This is a genomic window from Mycobacterium sp. IDUB_24 (assembly GCF_055419385.1).
Window position 1 is genome coordinate 372,041 of record NZ_JBVAXO010000007.1, and the last position, 19,816, is coordinate 391,856.

Annotated in this window: 20 protein-coding genes and 1 pseudogene; 10 read left to right on the forward strand and 11 right to left on the reverse strand. The window is 66.6% G+C overall.

What is annotated here, in order from left to right; all coding sequences use genetic code 11:
- Nucleotides 1-117: 117 nt before the first annotated feature.
- Nucleotides 118-2,394, forward strand: coding sequence for an ATP-dependent DNA ligase (locus ACZYZF_RS24480; protein WP_463746031.1), 2,277 nt, complete (start codon nucleotides 118-120; stop codon nucleotides 2,392-2,394).
- Here the strand turns inward: ACZYZF_RS24480 and rnhA are convergent.
- The 6 genes from rnhA to ACZYZF_RS24510 form a co-directional block, all read right to left on the reverse strand.
- Nucleotides 2,383-2,850, reverse strand: a complete 468-nt coding sequence (rnhA, locus tag ACZYZF_RS24485; RefSeq protein WP_463746032.1) for a ribonuclease HI — start codon at nucleotides 2,848-2,850, stop codon at nucleotides 2,383-2,385. The genes ACZYZF_RS24480 and rnhA overlap by 12 nt on opposite strands.
- Entirely contained in the window at nucleotides 2,850-3,038 is a 189-nt protein-coding gene (locus tag ACZYZF_RS24490; protein WP_463746033.1) for a helix-hairpin-helix domain-containing protein, read from the reverse strand. Before ACZYZF_RS24490 ends, rnhA begins: the two co-directional genes overlap by 1 nt.
- A 48-nt stretch (nucleotides 3,039-3,086) precedes the next feature.
- Complete coding sequence (locus ACZYZF_RS24495; protein WP_463837056.1) at nucleotides 3,087-3,737, reverse strand: VOC family protein; 651 nt, start codon at nucleotides 3,735-3,737, stop codon at nucleotides 3,087-3,089.
- Between the two features lie 25 nt (nucleotides 3,738-3,762).
- Nucleotides 3,763-5,157: an acyl-CoA dehydrogenase family protein gene (locus ACZYZF_RS24500; protein ID WP_463746035.1), complete on the reverse strand. Its 1,395-nt coding sequence runs from the start codon at nucleotides 5,155-5,157 to the stop codon at nucleotides 3,763-3,765.
- Between the two features lie 43 nt (nucleotides 5,158-5,200).
- A complete protein-coding gene (locus ACZYZF_RS24505; RefSeq protein ID WP_463746036.1) occupies nucleotides 5,201-5,527 on the reverse strand; it encodes a hypothetical protein in 327 nt (108 codons plus the stop codon).
- A 171-nt stretch (nucleotides 5,528-5,698) separates the two neighbouring features.
- Nucleotides 5,699-5,992 (reverse strand): hypothetical protein, encoded by a 294-nt coding sequence (locus ACZYZF_RS24510; protein ID WP_463746037.1) that lies wholly within the window; start codon nucleotides 5,990-5,992, stop codon nucleotides 5,699-5,701.
- 241 nt (nucleotides 5,993-6,233) lie between these two features.
- Here ACZYZF_RS24510 and ACZYZF_RS24515 point away from each other — a divergent pair, with 241 nt between their 5' ends.
- Nucleotides 6,234-6,638 carry a DUF5709 domain-containing protein gene (locus tag ACZYZF_RS24515; protein WP_463837058.1) on the forward strand — a complete coding sequence of 135 codons (405 nt, stop codon included), beginning with the start codon at nucleotides 6,234-6,236 and terminating at the stop codon, nucleotides 6,636-6,638.
- On the opposite strand, the gene ACZYZF_RS24520 is transcribed toward ACZYZF_RS24515, so the two are convergent.
- Nucleotides 6,609-7,823 carry an MFS transporter gene (locus ACZYZF_RS24520; RefSeq protein ID WP_463837060.1) on the reverse strand — a complete coding sequence of 405 codons (1,215 nt, stop codon included), beginning with the start codon at nucleotides 7,821-7,823 and terminating at the stop codon, nucleotides 6,609-6,611. The genes ACZYZF_RS24515 and ACZYZF_RS24520 overlap by 30 nt on opposite strands.
- A 214-nt stretch (nucleotides 7,824-8,037) precedes the next feature.
- On the reverse strand, nucleotides 8,038-8,901 hold the full coding sequence (locus ACZYZF_RS24525; protein ID WP_463746040.1) for an LLM class flavin-dependent oxidoreductase: 864 nt from the start codon (nucleotides 8,899-8,901) through the stop codon (nucleotides 8,038-8,040).
- Between ACZYZF_RS24525 and ACZYZF_RS24530 the strand changes: the two genes are divergently transcribed.
- Nucleotides 8,900-10,156: an MFS transporter gene (locus ACZYZF_RS24530; protein ID WP_463746041.1), complete on the forward strand. Its 1,257-nt coding sequence runs from the start codon at nucleotides 8,900-8,902 to the stop codon at nucleotides 10,154-10,156. The two genes, ACZYZF_RS24525 and ACZYZF_RS24530, sit on opposite strands and share 2 nt — an antisense overlap.
- On the opposite strand, the gene ACZYZF_RS24535 is transcribed toward ACZYZF_RS24530, so the two are convergent.
- Nucleotides 10,140-11,420, reverse strand: a complete 1,281-nt coding sequence (locus ACZYZF_RS24535; RefSeq protein ID WP_463746042.1) for a diiron oxygenase — start codon at nucleotides 11,418-11,420, stop codon at nucleotides 10,140-10,142. The genes ACZYZF_RS24530 and ACZYZF_RS24535 overlap by 17 nt on opposite strands.
- 123 nt (nucleotides 11,421-11,543) lie before the next feature.
- Between ACZYZF_RS24535 and cobF the strand changes: the two genes are divergently transcribed.
- Complete coding sequence (gene cobF, locus ACZYZF_RS24540; protein ID WP_463746043.1) at nucleotides 11,544-12,302, forward strand: precorrin-6A synthase (deacetylating); 759 nt, start codon at nucleotides 11,544-11,546, stop codon at nucleotides 12,300-12,302.
- Between the two features lie 6 nt (nucleotides 12,303-12,308).
- Entirely contained in the window at nucleotides 12,309-12,692 is a 384-nt protein-coding gene (locus ACZYZF_RS24545) for a phage holin family protein (protein WP_463746044.1), read from the forward strand.
- Here ACZYZF_RS24545 and ACZYZF_RS24550 read toward each other — a convergent pair.
- Nucleotides 12,663-14,408, reverse strand: coding sequence for an FUSC family protein (locus ACZYZF_RS24550; protein ID WP_463746045.1), 1,746 nt, complete (start codon nucleotides 14,406-14,408; stop codon nucleotides 12,663-12,665). The genes ACZYZF_RS24545 and ACZYZF_RS24550 overlap by 30 nt on opposite strands.
- 40 nt (nucleotides 14,409-14,448) lie before the next feature.
- Between ACZYZF_RS24550 and ACZYZF_RS24555 the strand changes: the two are divergent.
- The 4 genes and pseudogenes from ACZYZF_RS24555 to ACZYZF_RS24570 form a co-directional block, all read left to right on the forward strand.
- Nucleotides 14,449-14,691 (forward strand): annotated as a pseudogene (locus ACZYZF_RS24555) (DNA-formamidopyrimidine glycosylase family protein); the annotation flags it as partial.
- 144 nt (nucleotides 14,692-14,835) lie between these two features.
- On the forward strand, nucleotides 14,836-15,303 hold the full coding sequence (locus tag ACZYZF_RS24560) for a zinc finger domain-containing protein (protein WP_463746556.1): 468 nt from the start codon (nucleotides 14,836-14,838) through the stop codon (nucleotides 15,301-15,303).
- 45 nt (nucleotides 15,304-15,348) lie between these two features.
- Entirely contained in the window at nucleotides 15,349-16,098 is a 750-nt protein-coding gene (locus ACZYZF_RS24565; RefSeq protein WP_463746046.1) for an SDR family oxidoreductase, read from the forward strand.
- A 178-nt stretch (nucleotides 16,099-16,276) separates the two neighbouring features.
- Complete coding sequence (locus tag ACZYZF_RS24570; protein ID WP_463746047.1) at nucleotides 16,277-16,642, forward strand: hypothetical protein; 366 nt, start codon at nucleotides 16,277-16,279, stop codon at nucleotides 16,640-16,642.
- A gap of 22 nt (nucleotides 16,643-16,664) precedes the next feature.
- Here ACZYZF_RS24570 and pgi read toward each other — a convergent pair whose 3' ends face one another.
- On the reverse strand, nucleotides 16,665-18,314 hold the full coding sequence (gene pgi, locus ACZYZF_RS24575; RefSeq protein ID WP_463746048.1) for a glucose-6-phosphate isomerase: 1,650 nt from the start codon (nucleotides 18,312-18,314) through the stop codon (nucleotides 16,665-16,667).
- 50 nt (nucleotides 18,315-18,364) lie between these two features.
- Between pgi and ACZYZF_RS24580 the strand changes: the two genes are divergently transcribed.
- Nucleotides 18,365-19,813, forward strand: a complete 1,449-nt coding sequence (locus ACZYZF_RS24580) for an NAD-dependent succinate-semialdehyde dehydrogenase (protein WP_463837061.1) — start codon at nucleotides 18,365-18,367, stop codon at nucleotides 19,811-19,813.
- Nucleotides 19,814-19,816: the final 3 nt, after the last annotated feature.

Here is a 19,816-nt window from a genome sequence, read left to right on the forward strand (position 1 = left end):
ATGCCGATCGGGATCATCGTATGGCGGTTGATGCCAGGTGATGACCGCGAAACAGGTGTCCCCGGAAGGATGACTGATAGGCATTTGATTCTTGATGTCCGCGTATAAGTTGGAAAGATGGAGCGCTATGAACGGGTTCGGCTGACGAACCCCGACAAGGTGCTCTATCCCGCCACCGGTACCACCAAAGCCGAGGTGTTCGACTATTACCTGAGCATCGCCGAGGTAATGCTTCCCCACATGGCCGGCCGCCCGGTGACCCGAAAGCGTTGGCCCAACGGGGTGGCGGAAACGTCTTTCTTCGAAAAGCAGTTGGCTTCTTCGGCTCCGAGCTGGCTGGAGCGGGGCAGTATCGTGCACAAGTCCGGGACGACCACGTACCCGATCATCAATACCCGCGAAGGCCTGGCCTGGATCGCCCAACAGGCCGCATTGGAAGTGCATGTGCCGCAATGGCGGTTCTCCGCCGACGGCAACCAAGGCCCGGCCACCCGTATCGTGTTCGACCTCGATCCGGGTGAGGGCGTCACGATGCCGCGGCTGTGCGAGGTGGCCCAGGCGGTCCGCGAACTCATGGGTGACATCGGGCTGACGACGTATCCGCTCACCAGCGGCAGCAAGGGCCTGCATCTGTATGTGCCTCTGGCCGAGCCGATCAGCTCCCGTGGTGCCTCGGTGCTGGCCAAACGGGTGGCTGTACAGCTGGAACAGTCGATGCCCGAACTCGTCACCGCCACCATGACCCGCAGTGTGCGCGCGCAGAAGATATTTCTGGACTGGAGCCAGAACAACGGGGCCAAGACCACAATCGCCCCCTACTCGCTCCGTGGGCGTGAGCACCCGACCGTTGCCGCGCCCCGCACCTGGGACGAGATCTCCGACCCGGATCTGCGCCACTTGCGATTCGATGAAGTGTTGCAAAGGGTTTCCGATGACGGCGACCTGCTCGCCGGGCTCGACGAGGGCGCACCCCGACTCGACAAACTCACCACCTACCGCAGTATGCGCGATGCGGGCAAGACACCCGAGCCGGTGCCCCGAGATGTTCCTGCGACCGGAAACAACGACCGGTTCGTGATCCAGGAGCATCACGCCCGGAGGTTGCATTACGACCTGAGGCTGGAACGCGATGGCGTACTGGTGAGTTGGGCGGTCCCCAAGAATCTGCCCGAGACCACCGCGGTGAATCACCTTGCCGTGCATACCGAAGACCACCCGATCGAGTACCTGACCTTTCACGGCTCGATCCCCAAGGGGGAGTACGGCGCGGGGAACATGGTCATCTGGGACACCGGTACCTACGAGGCGGAGAAGTTCCGGGTCAGCGACGATCCCGAGGCCCGCAACGGTGAGGTCATCTTCACCCTGAGCGGCAACCGTATCGACGGCCGTTACGCGCTGATCCAGACCGAGGGCAAGAACTGGCTGGCGCACCGGATGAAGGACCAGAAGTCGGCCATGCCCGAGCCGCAGGACTTCGCGCCGATGCTGGCCACCGAGGGCTCGGTGGCCAAACTCAAGGCCGGCCAGTGGGCATTCGAGGGCAAGTGGGACGGCTACCGGCTGCTGGTGGACGCCGACCACGGCCGCCTGCAACTGCGTTCCCGCCGCGGGCGTGACGTCACCGGCGAATACCCGCAATTGGAGGCGCTGGCCGCCGATCTCGCCGACCACCACGTGGTGCTCGACGGCGAGGTGGTGGCACTCGACGATTCTGGGGTGCCCAGCTTCGGCGAGATGCAGAACCGGGCCCGCTCCACCCGCGTCGAATTCTGGGCCTTCGACATCCTTTGGCTGGACGGGCGCTCCTTGCTACGCGCCAAGTACTCCGACCGACGAAAGTTGTTGGACGCGTTGGCTTCCGGTGGTGGCCTCATCGTGCCCGAGCCGCTGCCCGGTGACGGCCCGGAGGCCATGGAACATGCCCGTGAGCACCGGTTCGAAGGCGTCGTCGCCAAGAAGCGCGACTCGACCTATCAGCCGGGCCGGCGGTCGGCGTCGTGGATCAAGGACAAGATCTGGAACACCCAGGAGGCGGTGATCGGCGGCTGGCGTCAGGGCGAGGGTGGGCGCAGCAGCGGCATCGGTGCGCTGCTGCTCGGTGTCCCGGGCCCCAGCGGACTTCAATTCGCTGGCCGGGTCGGCACTGGGTTCACCGACAAGGAACTGGCCAAGCTCAAGGGCATGCTCAAACCTCTGCACACCGAGGAATCCCCCTTTGACAAGCCACTGCCGAAGCTCGACGCCAAAGGGGTCACGTTCGTGCGGCCCGAGCTGGTCGGGGAGGTGCGTTACAGCGAGCGCACCGCGGATCACCGGCTGCGCCAACCCAGTTGGCGTGGTCTGCGCCCGGACAAGTCGCCGGATGAGGTGGTCTGGGAGTCAGTGCACTAGGTCGCCCGAACCGTCGAGCGCTTCCCGCAGCCCCCGGGTCGCGAGCTCGTCGGCCAACTCGTTGTCGGCGACACCCGAGTGCCCCTTCACCCAGAACCACTCGACCTCATGCCGCGCGCAGGCGGCCTGCAGCCGCTGCCAGAGGTCGACGTTCTTCACCGGTTGCTTGGCGGCGGTCAGCCAGCCGTTACGTTCCCAGCCGAGCACCCACTTGGTGATGCCGTTGCGGACATACGTGCTGTCGGTGTGCAGGTGCACCACCACGGATCTCGTGAGCGCTTCGAGCGCCATGATGGGCGCCATCAGCTCCATCCGGTTGTTGCTCGTGCTACCCGGGTCCCCGCCGTACATCTCACGGACGTGTTCGCGGTGCCGCAGCACCGCGCCCCATCCACCGGGCCCGGGGTTCGGCCGGCACCCGCCGTCGGTGTGGATGACGACTACCTCGCTGTCCATCACTTCTCCAATGCCTCACGAAGCAGACGTACCGCCCTGGGGCCGACACCGTGAAGGGCGAGAAGCTCATCGAGATCCGCGGGCAGATCTGCGAGCACTCGGTACCCGGCGTCGATGAGCGCGCCGGTCGCGGGTCGGCCGATCCCGATGCCGTCGAAGACGGGGCCGCGATCAGCTGGGTCGGTCATGCGCTGAGGATAGGCAACCGCATCGAGCGACCGGCGCCCCGACACACGTCAAGACCGCAGAGTCGTCGAGATCACCGCCGTGTGCACCGACATGCCGAGGTCGCGGTGCCGCAGCGTGGTGATCCGCCGTCCCGGCTGGACGGCGTCCTTGACCGGCCCGGTGCGGTCGCCGAAGAACGCCGCCGCCGCGTCGATGTCGGTCACTGTGAACGTGATTCCCCACAGTGACGAGGGGCCGTCAGTCGCCGTCTCGGGCGAACCGACGACCTCGATGATCACCTCTCCGAAGCGGAAGAAGATCTGACGCATCCGACGTCCGCCGAGTTCGGTGTCGCGTTCCCGGCGCGGCTCCACGCCGATGGCCGCCATCGAGGCGACCGTCCGCCCCAGGTCGGGGGATAGCAACACGATGTGATCGATCGCGGTGACGCCGTTCGCGTGGATGGCGGCCCGGGCGGTGGCGGCGGTCGACCGCGCTGTCGGGATGCCGTCGAGGTCTTCCACCGCGCCGTTCGTCGGGAGGCCACGCAACGCCCACCCGGCGATGCCACGGCCGTGGTCACGCCCGACCAGTCGGATGCGCACGCCGCCGACCCGGCAGACCGGGCCGGCGTCTCCGCCGGGATCGACACTGAACCCCGCCTGCGTCCAGGCGTCGGGCGGGTCAGCGACTTCGAGTTCGTCGACGGTGACGGTCATGGACGTCGAATCTAGCTGCCCACGGTCACTTGCGTGGCGGCCGTAAGGCTTTCATCGCTAGGCGCATGACGGGCTCCGGCACGTGGTCCTTGGCGGACAGTGCGGCGTCGGCCGCCCGGGTGCGCAGCGCCGTGCCGCGACCGAACCACCGGTTCAACGGCCCGCCGGACGGCTCCAGGTCCACGTGCAGCGGCGGCTTACCGTCGGCGGCGCCGAGAGCATGCGCGATGACGATGCGCTGGATCTCGCTGGTGCCCTCAAAGATCGTGTACAGCTTGGCATCCCGGTACCACTTCTCGACAGGATGGTCGGTGACGTAGCCCCAGCCGCCCATCGTCTGGATGGCCTGCTCGGTGGCGCGGACCGCCACCTCGCTTGCGGCCAACTTCGACATCGAGCCCTCGCCGCGGTCGAACGGCACCCCGGCAGCGGCCATCCAGGACGCCCGCCACGTGAGCAGCCGGGCGGCATCGATCTGGGTGGCCAGATCGGCGAGTGGAAATGCGATGCCCTGGTTGTCGATGATGGGCGCGCCGAAGGCAATCCGGCGGTTCGCGTATTCGGTGACGTATTCCAGTGCGGCCCTGGCGATCCCGAGGGCCTGTGCAGCCACCATCGGCCGGGTCTGTTCGAAGGTCCCGAGTGTGGCGGAGCCGGAGTTCCGGGCACCTGCGACGAGCTCGCGGGCGCGCGCCAGCTTGTGCTCGAGCTTGTCCTGACCACCGAGCAGATTGTCGGCAGGAACTCGGACGCTGTCGAACTTGAGCTCGGCGGTGTGTGAGGCCCGGCAGCCGAGCTTGTCGAGTTTGCGCACCATCTCCAGCCCCGGTGTGCCGCCCTCGACGACGAACAGCGCTTGTCCCTTGTGGCCGAGTTCCTGGTCGACGACTGCGTTGACCACGTGCACATTGGCGATGCCGCCGTTGCCGATCCACATCTTGTGGCCGTCGATGATCCAGTCCGCGTCCGCTCCGGGTCCACTACGGACGGCGTGGGTGCGCAGGTTGCGCACATCACTGCCACCCTCGGGCTCTGAGATTGCCAACGCTGCCAGCTTGAGGTCACCCGGGGTGCCGAAGCATTCGGGAGCCCACCGCAGCATCTGTTCAGGTGAAGCGGCCTGGCCGATCGCCGACAGTGCCAGTGCCGGCATGACGATGGCCAACCCGATCCCTGCGCAGCCCCAGAACAGTTCCTCCATGAACATCGGAAGGGACAGCCCGGTGGGGTCGCCGATCAGGTCGCGGTAAAACAGTGGGCTGTAGAACCCCTGACTGGCCGCTTCCTCCAACACCGGCCACGGAAACTCCTGCCGCCGGTCGTAGTCCGCGGCGACCGGACGGATCACCTGTTCGGCAAATTCGTGTGTCCGGCGGGCCAGGTCGTGCTGAGCAACGGTAGGAGTGATGTCGAATGCCACGCGGGTGGGATACCCGCTGTGGATGCCGCCGAACTCGTGGACCTCAGCCCGACGTCTGGCCGGCGTCAGCAATTCGCCGGCGGGCTTCGGCCGGAGAGATGCGGAGCCTCCGGGCGAGCACCCCGGCTGGGTCGAAACGTGGCGGCGACGCGTTGTCGGTGGCGACCATCCGCCCCAGCAGCCGTTGTTGAGCGGTCGCCAGTCGTTTCTCGCCGGCGTCGAGCCGGCTCAGAACCTCGTGGAGCTCCGCCCGCGACAAGGCATGCACCGCCAGTGCGTCTATCTCTTTGCAAGCGGCGTTCAGGTGATCGAGGGCATCACCGACGACCGTCCGCTCGATGTCCCTCTCGGAAACCAATATCGAACTCATGTTCGGAACCGTACGCCGCCCCACCGACAAGCCCAGCGATCGCGCGGGACAGCCGGACCAAAACAATCGGCCGCACAACATTGTGCGGCCGACTGTGGGCATTCAATTTCGCCCGAACCGGTAATTCCGGTTTGGCCCTATAACAAATCAGTGCCCCGTTTTGTTCCCCGCTCAGCAGGCGACGTCGACGTATGCCGTCTTTGAAATGACGGTGGTATTGATCGAACTTCCGCCCCTCGAGTCGTTGGTGGCGATGGTCTGGCCCTGGCGAACCCCGAGCACGGTGCAGTTGGCCAGTGGCGCCGCGCCGGTGCGGTTGACGATCACGTGATAACCACTGGTCTGAAGGCTTTTCACGGTCTGCTCGGCCGACTGTCCGGTCGGAGCGGCGGCAGCGACGCCCCCGAGGAATGTGCCGGCGGCCAGCGCGCCGGCGGTTAATGTGGCGATGGTATATGACTTCATTTCCCAACCCTCCGTTGTAGGCCGCACCGAAAGTCCCACTACTTTCGGGTTGTGACCTATTACGTCTAATTGGGAATCGGGTTCGAAAATTCCACAATTCTCAGCTGAAATTGCGGAATTTCTCAGGATGGAAGTTCAGCTCTGCCCGGACTTCGTGAGGGTGGGGCGGCATGGCCCTCTCGGGGCAGATATTCGGCTGCGAACCCGGGCTCAGAGGCTCGACCTGTGCCATCGTTGAAGGATGAGTAGTGACGGGTACAGCGTCGATGACGACGACCAGTTGACGCAGGAGGACACCCTGCTCGATCGGGGTGTCGACGACTTACTCGACGAGGGCTACTCGCCGCCCGATCGCTGGCGGGAACCGCGTGACCACGAGACCCTCGACGAGCTGCTGGCAGAGGAAGAGCCCGATCCCGCGATGCAACTCGACGATTCCGACCACCTCGACGAGCAGGGTGGTGATGACGAGGTCGGGGACCGGCGGTCAGGTCGGTTGGTTGCCCCCAACGCCGGCTTCGGCACGGACGACGAGGCGGAGCTGCTCGGGACTGACGTCGGCATCGACGGTGGTGCGGCGTCCGCCGAAGAGGCAGCGGTCCACATCATCCCGCAGTCATCGCCGGACGGTGGTCCGTCGTTCTGACGCCACCGACACGGTGAACACCAGCAGCCCGCCGACGGCCAGCAATGCCCCTGCCGCGGCGGGGGCGGTGTAACCGAGACCGGCCGCGATCACCAGGCCGCCCACCCAGGCGCCGGTGGCGTTGCCGATGTTGAGCGCGGAATGGTTGAGCGCGGCGGCCAGCGTCTGTGCATCGTGGGCGACGTCCATCAGCCGGGTCTGCAACGCCGGGCCGACGGCCGAGCCGGCCATGCCGACGCCGAACAGCAGCGGCAGTGCAGTCCACGGGCTGTGCGAACCCAGCGAGAACGCGGCCAGCAGCACCGCCAGGGAGCCCAGGGACACGTACAGCGCCCGTATCACCGAGATGTCGGCCAACCGGCCACCGATCAGGTTGCCGACCACCATGCCGAGACCGAACACCATGAGAGCCACGGGAACCAGCGACCGCGGCAGTCCGGTCACATCGGTCATCGTGGTGCTGATGTAGGTGTAGACCGCGAACATGCCCCCGAAGCCGATCATGCCGACCAGCACCGCGAGCCACACTTGGGGGCGGCGCAGCGCACCGAGTTCGGTCAGCGGGCTGCTGACGTGCATGGAACGCAGATGTGTGGGCAGCCACCGCCACTGAGCGGCCAGCGTGATCAGGCCGACGCCCACGACCAGACCGAACGCGCTGCGCCAGCCGAGTGCCTGGCCGAGCCAGGACGCCAGCGGGACACCCAGCACGGTCGCGACGGTGAGGCCACACAGCACATAGGCCACGGCCTTCGCCCGTTTCTGCGGACCCATCAGGTGGGCGGCCGCCAGCGCGGCGATCCCGAAGAATGCGCCGTGCGGCAGCCCGGCGACGAACCGGGCGATGACCAGGGTCGGGTAGGTCGGCGCCAGCATGCTGGCGACGTTGCCGAGGGTGAAGATCGCCATCAGCGTGAGCAGCAGGGCCTTGCGTGGCCACCGCGCGGTGAGCGCGGCGATCACGGGCGCGCCGACGACGACGCCCAGCGCATAGGCGGAGATGACGTGACCCGCGGTGGGCTCGGTGATGCCGAAGCCCGTCGCGATGTCGGGCAGCAGCCCCATCGCGACGAACTCGGTGGTGCCGATGCCGAAGCCGCCCAGGGCCAGGGCGAACACCGCGAGCATGCGCACGGTGGGGTCGGGCGCGACGATGGAGCGCGCGCGTTCGAGGGAGGTCGTCATTCTCTGGCTTTCCGAGTTTCGCGGATCCGGGGACACCGGACTTGAGCTCTCGGACAGCGTTGGGCGAGAACGGCGGGTGCAACGCTAACGGCGCGGCGAGTGTTCCCTCAAACGGCAGCTCGAAGTGCGCCGCTTTCTGCACCTGGGCTGTTGGCAGACGCCGGGCACGACCCAGGTGTGGAAAGCGGCGCACGGAAAGCTCGCCGGGACCCGGCTAGACCTTGGCGATGACGTTCTCGGCGAACTTCTCCAGGTGGCGGATCTTGCGGTCGAGCGGCTCGGGGTCGTCGCCCTTGATGTAGGGCAGGCGGAAACCGACGATCACATCGGTGACGCCCTTGTCCTCGAGTCGTTTGATGCCGTCGGGCGTGTACGCGTCGGCCGAGATCACGTGGACCTCGAATGGCCCGGTCTGGCCTTCTTCTGCCCGGATCTCGTTGAGCCGCTTGAGGAGGACATCGAGATCGTCGGTGCCGCCGCCGTGCATCCAGCCGTCATTGCGCGCCGCTCGGCGCAGAGCCGCCTCGGCGTGCCCGCCGACGAGAATGGAGACCGGCTTCGATGGCGCCGGCGTCATCTTGGTTTTCGGGATGTCGTAGAACTCGCCGTGGTATTCGAAGTAGTCGCCGCTGGTGAGTCCGCGGATGATGTCGACGCACTCGTCCATGCGCTTGCCGCGCCGCGCGAACGGCACGCCCATCAACTCGTAGTCCTCGGGCCAGGGGCTGGTGCCGACCCCCAGCCCCAGCCGGTTGTCGAACAGCGCATTGAGTGACCCGACCTGCTTGGCCACCAGGGCCGGTGGCCGGATCGGCAGCTTGAGCACGAAGAAGTTGAACTTCAGCGTGGTGGTGACTGCACACAGGGCCGAGGCCATCACGAACGCTTCGATGAACGGTTTGCCGTCCAGGAACTCCCGGTTGCCGTCAGGGGTGTACGGGTATTTGGAGTCGGATTCGAAGGGATAGGCGACGCTGTCGGCAATCGTCATGGCGTGATAGCCGGCCGCCTCGGCAGCCTGGGCCAGCGGGATGTAGTAGGTGGGATCGGTCATGGCTTCGGCGTAGGTGAACCGCATGCCGTACACACTAGAACGTGTTCTAGTTCTGTGGGGCGGATCGGGCAGGCATGATGACCGGGTGCCTGCCTGGCTGACCCGCAACGTCCGGGTGCTGTCGGCGGTGTCCTTTCTGCAGGACGCTGCGAGTGAGCTGCTCTATCCGCTCCTGCCGATCTATCTGACGGCCGTGCTCGGTGCCCCTCCCGCTGTGGTCGGTGCGGTGGAGGGTGCCGCCGAAGGCGCCGCCGCGATGACCAAGCTGGCCGCGGGACCGCTCGGTGACCGATTCGCCAAACGGCCTCTGATAGCGACCGGCTACGGCATGGCAGCCCTGGGCAAGGTCATGGTCGCGGCGGCGAGCGGGTGGTCGGGTGTGCTCGCGGGTCGCGTGGTGGACCGGCTCGGCAAGGGGGTCCGTGGTGCGCCGCGGGACGCCCTGCTGGTTGCCGATGTCGACGACGCCGCCCGCGGCCGGGTCTTCGGATTCCACCGGGCGATGGACACCATGGGCGCTGTCGTCGGGCCCCTGCTGGGGTTGGCCGGCTATGAGCTGCTCGACCATCAGATCGCGCCGCTGCTGTGGGTGGCCGTGGTGCCCGCGGTGCTGAGTGTGGCGCTGGTGTTCCTCGTCTCCGAAAGAGGCAGCGGGAAGCGGACCGAGAAGTCCGAGCCGGTCAAACAGCGTCAGCCGGTCTTCTCCCGTATGCGCGACCTTCCCGGGCGGTACTGGCGGGTGACGGCCGTGCTGGTGGCCTTCGGCCTGGTGAATTTCCCCGACGCGCTGCTGTTGTTGCGGCTCAACGAGATCGGCTTCTCGGTTGTCGAGGTGATCCTGGCGTACGTCACCTACAACGCGGTGTATGCCATCTCCAGTTTCCCCGCCGGGTTGCTGGCCGACCGGATCGGCCGGCTGCCGGTGTTCGGCATCGGCCTGGTCTTCTTCGCGATCGGCTACGCCGGGCTGGGGATGACGTCAGATCCGCTGCTGGCCTGGCTGCTGATCGGGGCCTACGGCCTGTTCACCGGCTGCACCGACGGGGTCAGCAAGGCCTGGGTGTCCTCGTTGGTCGGCTCCGACCTCCAGGGCAGTGCGCAGGGAGTCTTCCAGGGGCTCAGCGGATTTGCCGTGCTGGGCGCCGGTGTGTGGGCCGGGCTGCTCTGGAGCGCTGTTCCAGGTCAGCCCGGCCAGCTGCCGCTGTTGATCTCCGGGATCGGCGGGGCAGTGTTCGCGGTCGGATTGCTCGGCCGCGCGGTACTTACCCGGCGACGCTGACCTCGGTTCCGTTGGCGCCGTCCAGTTCGAAGGGCGGTTCACCGACGCCGGCGATTGAATGCGTGCCCTGCGAGGTGCGCTCGGTGATGCGGGCGTCGACGGTTCGGGTGCCGATGCTCAGCCGCACCGCACCCGGGGCGACGGTGCTCGGCGCATCGAGAATCGTTCCGCGCCAGTGGTACTTCCCGTCGATCGGATCCAGATGGCCGGTCAGCCGCACATTCACCCGTCGATCGCCGTCACCGGTGTCGAGGATGGCGAGCCCGTCGAACACCTCTTCGGTGATGCCGGTCCCGGAGATCTCGCGAGTACCCGCTGACCCGGTGATGCCACGCGGGGCCTTCGCCGGAAGGAAGCCCGAACGCCGCCACATCCGGCGCCCGATCCGGCCCATCAACCCGACCTCTTCGAGGAATGCTGCCAGCGGGGCGAATCCGGAGATCTGCACCTCGCGGCGGTGCGCGCTGGCCCGGGCCATCCGGCGGGCGGCCCGGGCGTTCAGGCCGACGCGCGCGTACTGCACCTTGTTGGTGAACAGATAGCGGAAGAAGAACCCGCCGATCCCGTTGAGGTTGGCCACCCACACGCGCTGGTACCAGCGCATCGACGGAGTACGCCCGCGCAGGCCGTCACGTGCGAACTGGATGTGGCGGGCTTCCTCGGTGACGTGAATGCGCATGAGGCGCTGCACCATCGGCTGCAATTCGGGGTCGTCCATCATCTGCCGCTGAAGCGAGTCGAAGATCTCTTCACCGATCAGCGCGGCCACCCACAGCACCGAGCCGCGGAAGAAGAACGGCAGCGAGTTGATGATCATGCGCTGGTACAGCCGCGGCCGCACCGGTTTGGCGCCGATCTTTTCGATGGCCTTGCCGAACATCACCATGTGCCGGGTCTCGTCGCCGAGTTCGGTGAGCTCGTAGTGTGTGGAATTCGAGGTGGGGTCCTGGTGCATCATCTTGCGCAGCAGTGCCTGGTTGAGGATGTTCTCGAACCAGATGCCCGCCGAGAGTGTATTGGCCAGCTCCTCGCGTGACAGCTCGATCTGCTCTTCGCGGGACATGCTGTCCCACAACGGAGTTCCGTACAGGGACACGATCGTCGGCGGCAGGAAGAACTTGTCCGGATCGATCGGCGCCTGCCAGTCGATGTCCACCACCGGCGCGTACGACTTGCGAACCGAACCCTTGAGCAGGCGTTCGGAGAACGCGTCCCGCCGCGCGGCGTTGGCCGAGCCTTCGCCGGGTCTGACCGAAGTTGTCACCGTTGACGTTCCCTTCGTTTGTGGTCCCCTCTGTCCGACGGTAGGTACCGACAATGCATGATGTCAATACCCCGGGTACCGGATACTTGGGGTCCCCGGTTTCGGTTCGGTTAACCTTCGACTGTGCGTCGCATCCATGTCATCGGAATCGGAGCCGGTGATCCGGACTTCGTCACGGCTCAGGCCATTTCCGCGCTCAATGACACCCAGGTGTTCTTCGCGATGGACAAGGGGCTCCGCCGGGGCTCAGCTGACGATCTCATCGCCGTGCGCAAGCAGATCTGCGACCGTTTCATCACCGAACCCGGCTACCGCTTCGTCGAATTGGTCGACCCGCCGCGCGCCGGCTCCGGTGATGCACCGGGGTACCGCCAGGCTGTGGCGGACTGGCATGCTGAACGGGCGCGAATCTGGGCGGCAGCCATCGAGACCGAACTCGACGCCGACGGCGTCGGGGCGTTTCTGGCCTGGGGGGACGCGTCGCTGTACGACAGCACTCTGCGAATTCTCGAGATGGTGGGCGAGCACGTCGAATTCGAGTACGACGTCATCCCCGGCATCACCGCGATCCAGGTGCTGACCGCGCGCCACCGCATCCCGCTCAACGACGTGGGCGAACCGGTGCTCATCACCACGGGCCGTCAGCTCCGTGAGCACGGGCTGACCGGAAGCGCCGTGGTGATGCTGGACGCCGAATGCACGTTTACGCAATGCCCGCCACAGACCCGCATCTGGTGGGGCGCCTACCTGGGCACGCCTGATGAGTTGCTGTATGCGGGAACCGTCGGAGAGATCGGCGACGAGATCGTTGCTGCGCGTGCCGAGGCGAGGGCCCGTCACGGCTGGATCATGGACACGTACCTGCTGCGCTCGGCAGACTAGACCGCCATGAGCTCATTTCTCCTGCGCGCCGCGATAACCGGATTCGCGCTCTGGGTCGTCACTCTCGTCGTGCCGGGGATCTACTTCATCGGCGGTGACTCGACCATCGCCAGGGTCGGCATCATCTTCGTCGTCGCGGTGATCTTCGGTCTGGTCAACGCGTTCATCAAGCCGATCGTGCAGATCCTGTCGATCCCGCTCTACATCCTCACCCTTGGCCTGATCCACATCGTGATCAATGCGCTGATGCTCTGGATCACCTCGTGGATCACCGACAACACCACGGGTTGGGGTCTGCACATCGACCAGTTCTGGTGGACCGCCATCTGGGCGGCAATCGTGCTGTCGCTGGTGAGCTGGCTACTGTCGTTCGTCAAGGCCCTCGCGTAGGTCGCACGCCTGTTCGGTCAGCGCCGCCGCGGTGTCGGCGGCTGCATCGGCGCCGGCCTGGGTGTCACGATCACGCTCGGCGCCCCAGCACGCCGCCAGCGTGCGGTAGGCGAGTTGTTCGGTGGCCACGACTGTCGGCCACATCCGTTCGGCGCCAAGCCGTTGCGCGGGTGATCCGCCGATGCTCGCGTCATACGCCGGCAGCAACTCCATGGCGCGCAACTGCAGATCGCGCCGATGGGTACGGGCCGCCGGTGAGGTGGCGTCGTCGGCCGCCAGGTGAGGCAGGGTCACGGTGACCGCCTCGAGCGTGGCCGTGATCGCGTGGCGCAGGCCGGTCGGGTGGCGCAGACGTTGGGTGGCCCAGTACACGGCCAGGGCCACCGCGCAGCCGATCAGGGTGTCCATGCCGCGGGTCAGTAGTAGCTCGCCGAGGTTGTCGACGGGTTGGCCGCCGGAGGCGATGGTGAGGGCGGCGGGCGTGATGAACACGACGGCCAGGGTGTAGTTGCGCACCACGTACATCTCGATGACGAACTGCAACGCCCCGATCACCAGTGCCAGCCACAGACCTTGCGGGTGCAACGCGAGAATCGCCCCGGCCACACCGAGGCCCAGCCAGGTGCCCAGGGTCCGCTCGACACCGCGGACCACCGTGCGTTGCCAGTCGAAGCCCTGATGCAGCATCAGCACCGCGGCGGCCATCGCCCAGTACGCATGCGACATCGTCAGGGCCTGCGAGATCAGCACGGCGATCACGCCCGAGACGGCGACCGCGATGCCCACCCGTCCGGCCAGCTGCAGCGACACCGAGCCGGGCGTCACCGCCCTGCGCAATAGTTGCAGCGCGCTCGGCCGGCCGAGCGGAATCCCTTCGGCGCCATGCTCATCGGTGACGGCGTCCGCGGGCACGGTGGCCAGGTGCCGTGCCAGGGCCGCGCTGTCTTCTGAGGGCGGCTCACCCCGGTCAGCGGCCCGCATGGCCTCGGCGAAAAGCCCGTGCAGCCGACGGTTGACGACTCGCAACCGATACAGCGCCTGGTCCGGTTTCGGTTGGACCGGTTGATAAGTGACCAGCGTGACCCACGCGGTGTGCAGCAGGAGCGCGGCCCGGTGTCGAGTCTCGGCTGCAGGATTCTCGGTGTAGTCCGCGACGGCAGCGGCTGCCGCGGCCACCGCCGCTTTCTCCGGTCCGCGCGGTCTGATCAGCGCACCGGACATGTGCACCAGCCAGGCGAACGCGCCGCCGGCCAGAACGAGCGCGGCGTGATGGCCCGGGCTCAGATGCAGTGTCGCCGGGGTGCCGGTACCGGCTGCGCACGCCAGCACCAGCATGTAGGCGCCTGGCGGTCCGATGCTCAGGGCATGGCAGACCAGCGTGGCCACCGCGGCGATCATCGTCACGGTCAGCACGCCCAGCCACGGCGTGGACGACGCCCAGTCCCCGAGTGCCACCGCGGCGGCGAAGCACACGACGACCACGGCGAGGTATCCACCGCGATTGAGGTAGGGCCGGCCACTGCCATATAGCGACGTGAATCCGCCGATTGTCGCGATCAGGCCGGCCGTGGTGTCACCCGCGAGCCAGCCCACCAGAACCGGTACGGCCATACAGATTCCGGCGCGCAAGGCGAACGGCCACCGGCGCGGCACGCTGTTGATCACTAAGATGTGCCGCAACGGGTTGGTCGCTCGGGGAGCAGGCCGGTTGGACATGTCTACAGCATGCGCGGCGTTTCGCTGACACACTGGAGCCATGCCTGAACTGCCCGAAGTGGAGGCGCTGGCCGATCACCTACGCCGGAATGCGACGGGCCGGGTGGTCACCCGGATCGACGTGGCCGCCTTGTCGGTCCTCAAGACGTTCGATCCGCCGACGACGGCGTTGCACGGCCAGACGGTCATCGGCGCCAATCGTTGGGGTAAATACCTCGGTCTCGAGGTTGGTCCCTGGCACCTCATCACACACCTGTCGCGCGCGGGTTGGCTGCGTTGGTCGGACAAGCTTGCGACGACGCCGCTCAAGCCGGGCAAGGGACCTATTGCGTTGCGCGTCCATCTGGGCGAGGGGATCGGATTCGACCTGACCGAGGCCGGAACCCAGAAACGGTTGGCCGTGTGGGTGGTTGCCGATCCGCTCGACGTGCCGCAGATCGCGGCGCTCGGGCCTGATGCGCTGTCGCTGGATTCGGCCGGCCTGGCGGGTGTGCTGGCCGCCCACGGCGGGCGGATCAAGACGGTGATCACCGATCAGAAGGTGATCGCGGGGATCGGTAACGCCTACAGCGACGAGATCTTGCACGTGGCCAAGCTGTCGCCGTTCGCGACCGCGGGGAAGCTGACCGATGCCCAGCTCGGCGCACTGCACGATGCGATGATCTCGGTGCTCACCGATGCGGTGACGCGATCGGTGGGGCAGCAGGCTGCGACGCTCAAGGGGGAGAAGCGGTCCGGTCTGCGCGTGCATGCCCGCACGGGGTTGCCGTGCCCGGTGTGCGGGGACACCGTGCGGGAGGTGTCCTTCGCCGACAAGTCGTTCCAGTACTGCCCGACGTGTCAGACCGGTGGCAAGGTCCTGGCCGACCGACGGATGTCCAAGCTGCTCAAGTAAGCGGCCGCATTTTTGACAGTTGTCTAACTCGGTTATCCTGCTGCGATGACCCGTCAGAAGATCCTCATCACCGGTGCCAGCTCCGGACTGGGCGCGGGCATGGCCCGTCAATTCGCGGCCAAGGGCCGGGACCTGGCGCTGTGTGCCCGTCGCACCGAGCGGCTCGATGAGCTCAAGGCCGAGCTGGCCGCCCGGCACCCCTACGTCAAGGTCGCGGTCGCTGCGTTGGACGTCAACGACCATGAGGCTGTGCCGCGGGTGTTCGGCGAGTTGTCCGAGGAACTCGGTGGCATCGATCGCGTGATCGTCAATGCGGGGATCGGCAAGGGCTGGCCGCTGGGCGAGGGCAAGCCGTGGGCCAACAAGGCCACCATCGAGACCAACCTGATCGCCGGTCTGGTGCAGATCGAGACGGCCCTGGAGATGTTCAAGAAGTCGGGCAGCGGTCACCTGGTGTTGATCTCGTCGGTGCTGGGCAACACCGGTGTGCCCGGTGGCAAGGCCGCCTACTGCGCGTCGAAAGCGGGGATGACATCGCTGGGCGAGTCGCTGCGTGCCGAGTACGACAAGGGCCCGATCCGGGTGACGGTGATCGAGCCGGGCTACATCGAGTCGGAGATGACCGCCAAGTCGGCGACCACGATGCTCATGGTCGACAACGAGACCGGCGTGCGCGCGATGGTTGAGGCGATCGAGAAAGAGAAGGGCCGGGCGGTCGTGCCGCGCTGGCCGTGGGCACCGCTGACTCAGGTGATGCGGCTGCTGCCGCCGAAGTACACGAAGCGTTTCGCCTAGTCACAGGCGTCACGCCAGGCTCGGATTCTCGGGCGATAGCGATGTGCCCGCCTGTCAGCACGTCCGTCCGGTGCGCGGCACGCACGGCAGCTCCTGCGACACATCGGATGGCCCGGTGGCCGTGCCGCCCGATCCGCACCGGGTTTCGAGACCCGGTGCGGCTGGGTAGACCACCGTCATGACCTCAAAATTGATTGCCTCGATGTTCTTTGCAGGCGCTGCGGCTGGGGCTGTTGCTTTCGGCCCGGTCGCCATGGCTGACCCGCCGCCCCCGCCCCCGTGCGTCAACGCCGACGGGACGGCCTGCGCCGACCTGGGCACCGCCGGACCAGGCGGCGCTACCGGCGCCATCCCCGGTGGTCCCGGCGGCACAGCCGGACCCGGCGGCGCTACCGGCGAAATTCCGGGCGGACCTGGTGGTACGGCAGGCCCGGGTGGCGCTACCGGCGCGATTCCCGGTGGTCCCGGCGGCACGGCCGGCCCGGGCGGAGCCAGCGGCTGCATCCCGAACGTGGGCTGCGCGACGGTCCCGGGGATGCGCTAGGTCGAGTGCCCGCGCACTCCGATCAGATCGAGCGCCCGCGCTCGGCTCGATACCGGCGCACCAGCGCATCGGTGGACGAGTCCGACTGCGTGCCCGGTGACTGCGAGTCGGTGATGACCGGCAGTAGCGCCTTGGCCTGGGTCTTGCCAAGCTCGACGCCCCATTGATCGAAGGAGTCGATCCCCCACACCACTCCCTCGGTGAACACCTGGTGTTCGTAGAGTGCGATGAGCTGGCCGACGACCGACGGCGTCAACCTGGTTGCCAGGATTGACGTCGTCGGTCGGTTTCCGGGCATCACCTTGTGCGGCACCACAGAAGCCGGAGTCCCTTCTGCCGCAATGGCTTCGGCCGTCTTGCCGAAGGCCAGGACCTGAGTCTGGGCGAAGAAGTTGCTCATCAACAGGTCGTGCATGCTGCCGGTGCCGTCGGCAGTGGGCAGATCGTCGGTGGGTTGCGAGAATCCGATGAAGTCGGCCGGCACCAGCCGGGTGCCCTGGTGCAGCAGCTGATAGAACGCGTGCTGACCGTTGGTTCCCGGCTCGCCCCAGAAGATCTCACCGGTATCGGTGGTGACGGCGGTGCCGTCGGCACGCACCGACTTGCCGTTGGACTCCATGGTCAACTGCTGCAGGTATGCGGCAAACCGGGACAGGTCGTTGGAGTACGGCAGTACCGCCCGCGATTGCGCACCAAAGAAATCCGAATACCACAGACCGATCAGCCCCAGCAGTGCCGGAGCGTTCCCGGACAGCGGTGCGGTGCGGAAGTGCTCGTCGACGAGGTGGAAGCCGGCGAGGAATTCGGCGAACCGCTCGCGGCCGATCACGGCCATCACTGACAGCCCGATCGCCGAGTCCACCGAGTACCGGCCCCCGACCCAGTCCCAGAACCCGAACATGTTGTCGGTGTCGATGCCGAACTCCTGCACCAGCTTCGCGTTGGTGGAAACCGCCACGAAATGCTTGGCGACGGCATCTTCGCCGAGAGCATCGACCAGCCAACGGCGCGCGGCGGTGGCATTTGTCAGCGTCTCCAACGTGGAGAACGTCTTGGATGCGACGATGAAAAGCGTTGTGGCCGGATCTAAATCGGCCAGTGTCGCAACCAGGTCGGCGGGGTCGACGTTCGACACGAAGCGGGCACTGATGCCGGCGTCGGCGTAGTGGCGCAGTGCGTCGTACACCATCACCGGGCCCAGGTCGGAACCGCCGATGCCGATGTTGACCACGGCCTTGATGCGCTCACCGGTGGCGCCGGACCACTCGCCGCTGCGCAGCCGGTCGGTGAAATCGCCCATCCGGTCCAGCACGGAATGCACGTCCGCCACCACGTCCTGGCCGTCAACAGTCAACGACGCATCGGCAGGCAGCCTGAGCGCCGTGTGCAGTACCGCGCGGTCCTCGGAGGTGTTGATGTGCGCTCCGGCGAACATCGCATCGCGTCGGGTCTCCAGCCCCGCGGCGCGCGCCAGGTCCGTCAGCAATTCCAGCGTCCGACGGGTGACGCGGTGCTTGCTGTAATCGATGTAGAGATCGCCGACGGTCAACACCAGTTCGGTCCCGCGGGTCGGATCTTCGGCGAAAAGCTCCGTCAGATGGATGTCGCGGATCTCGTCGTAGTGCTTAGACAAAGCCTGCCAGGCGGGGGTTGCGGTGATGTCAGCACTCATTCTCCCGACCTTAGTGCGGCGCTCGATTTGAAGGTGTACATGATTGATGTATGGCCATTGAAGACTTGATTTCATCCGTGCCCACGGGTCTTTGGATCGGTGGCGAGGAACGCCAGGCCGCGTCGTCGTTCAATGTGCTCGATCCGAGCGACGATCAGGTGCTGGCCACCGTTGCCGATGCGACCGCCGCCGACGCCGTCGCCGCACTGGACGCCGCGTGTGCGGTGCAGGCCGAATGGGCCGCAACCGCGCCGCGCAAGCGAGGCGAGATCCTTCGTTCGGTGTTCGAGAAGATCACCGAACGTGCCGATGACATCGCCGCGCTGATGACCCTGGAGATGGGCAAGGTCCTCGCCGAGAGCAAGGGCGAAGTCGCCTACGGCGCCGAGTTCTTCCGCTGGTTCTCCGAAGAAGCGGTGCGCATCGCCGGTCGCTACACCCCGGCACCGGCCGGAACCGGACGAATTCTAGTCACCAAGCAGGCTGTCGGCCCGTGCTACGCCATCACGCCGTGGAACTTCCCGCTGGCCATGGGCACGCGCAAGATGGGGCCCGCCTTCGCCGCGGGCTGCACCATGATCGTCAAACCCGCGCAGGAAACGCCGCTGACCATGCTGCTGCTGGCCAAGCTGATGGATGAGGCCGGTCTGCCCAAGGGCGTGCTCTCGGTGCTGCCGACCAGTAACCCGGGCGGGGTAACCTCCGCGCTGGTCGATGACGGCCGGCTGCGCAAGCTCACCTTCACCGGCTCGACCGGGGTGGGCAAAGCACTCGTGAAGCAATCCGCCGACAAGCTGCTGCGCACCTCGATGGAGTTGGGCGGCAACGCCCCGTTCATCGTGTTCGACGATGCCGACGTGGACGCGGCGGTCGACGGCGCAATCCTGGCCAAGATGCGCAACGGTGGTGAGGCCTGCACCGCCGCCAACCGCTTCCACGTGGCCAACTCGGTGCGCGAGGAGTTCACCGACAAGCTCGTCAAGCGGATGAGCGAGTTCACCCTCGGCAAGGGCATCGACCCCGCGTCCACGTTGGGCCCCCTCATCAACTCCAAGCAGGTCGCCACCGTCACCGAGCTGGTCTCCGACGCGGTGTCCAAGGGTGCGACCGTCGCGGTCGGCGGTGTCGCCCCCGGAGGCCCCGGCAACTTCTACCCGGCCACGGTGCTCGCCGACGTGCCCGCCGACGCCCGCATCCTCAAGGAGGAGATCTTCGGCCCGGTTGCCCCGATCACGGGCTTCGACACCGAGGAAGAAGGGATCGAGGCCGCCAACAACACCGAATACGGCTTGGCTGCTTACGTTTACACCCAGTCGCTGGACCGCGCGTTGCGGGTCTCCGAGGGCATCCAATCCGGCATGGTCGGCATCAACCGCGGTGTCATCTCGGATGCGGCCGCACCGTTCGGCGGTATCAAGGAGTCCGGCTTCGGGCGTGAAGGCGGCACCGAGGGCATCGAGGAATACCTCGACACGAAATATATTGCGCTAACCCGTTAGCGC

Coding starts and splice junctions, on each gene's coding strand:
- pgi (WP_463746048.1), bottom strand. CDS start 18,314: ATGAGTGCTGACATCACCGCAACCCCCGCCTGGCAGGCTTTGTCTAAG.
- ACZYZF_RS24580 (WP_463837061.1), top strand. CDS start 18,365: ATGGCCATTGAAGACTTGATTTCATCCGTGCCCACGGGTCTTTGGATC.
- ACZYZF_RS24525 (WP_463746040.1), bottom strand. CDS start 8,901: ATGCGGTTCACCTACGCCGAAGCCATGACCGATCCCACCTACTACATC.
- rnhA (WP_463746032.1), bottom strand. CDS start 2,850: ATGGACAGCGAGGTAGTCGTCATCCACACCGACGGCGGGTGCCGGCCG.
- ACZYZF_RS24490 (WP_463746033.1), bottom strand. CDS start 3,038: ATGACCGACCCAGCTGATCGCGGCCCCGTCTTCGACGGCATCGGGATC.
- ACZYZF_RS24520 (WP_463837060.1), bottom strand. CDS start 7,823: ATGACGACCTCCCTCGAACGCGCGCGCTCCATCGTCGCGCCCGACCCC.
- ACZYZF_RS24495 (WP_463837056.1), bottom strand. CDS start 3,737: ATGACCGTCACCGTCGACGAACTCGAAGTCGCTGACCCGCCCGACGCC.
- ACZYZF_RS24505 (WP_463746036.1), bottom strand. CDS start 5,527: ATGAGTTCGATATTGGTTTCCGAGAGGGACATCGAGCGGACGGTCGTC.
- ACZYZF_RS24510 (WP_463746037.1), bottom strand. CDS start 5,992: ATGAAGTCATATACCATCGCCACATTAACCGCCGGCGCGCTGGCCGCC.
- ACZYZF_RS24515 (WP_463837058.1), top strand. CDS start 6,234: ATGAGTAGTGACGGGTACAGCGTCGATGACGACGACCAGTTGACGCAG.
- ACZYZF_RS24550 (WP_463746045.1), bottom strand. CDS start 14,408: ATGTCCAACCGGCCTGCTCCCCGAGCGACCAACCCGTTGCGGCACATC.
- ACZYZF_RS24530 (WP_463746041.1), top strand. CDS start 8,900: ATGCCGTACACACTAGAACGTGTTCTAGTTCTGTGGGGCGGATCGGGC.
- ACZYZF_RS24565 (WP_463746046.1), top strand. CDS start 15,349: ATGACCCGTCAGAAGATCCTCATCACCGGTGCCAGCTCCGGACTGGGC.
- ACZYZF_RS24480 (WP_463746031.1), top strand. CDS start 118: ATGGAGCGCTATGAACGGGTTCGGCTGACGAACCCCGACAAGGTGCTC.
- ACZYZF_RS24570 (WP_463746047.1), top strand. CDS start 16,277: ATGACCTCAAAATTGATTGCCTCGATGTTCTTTGCAGGCGCTGCGGCT.
- ACZYZF_RS24545 (WP_463746044.1), top strand. CDS start 12,309: ATGAGCTCATTTCTCCTGCGCGCCGCGATAACCGGATTCGCGCTCTGG.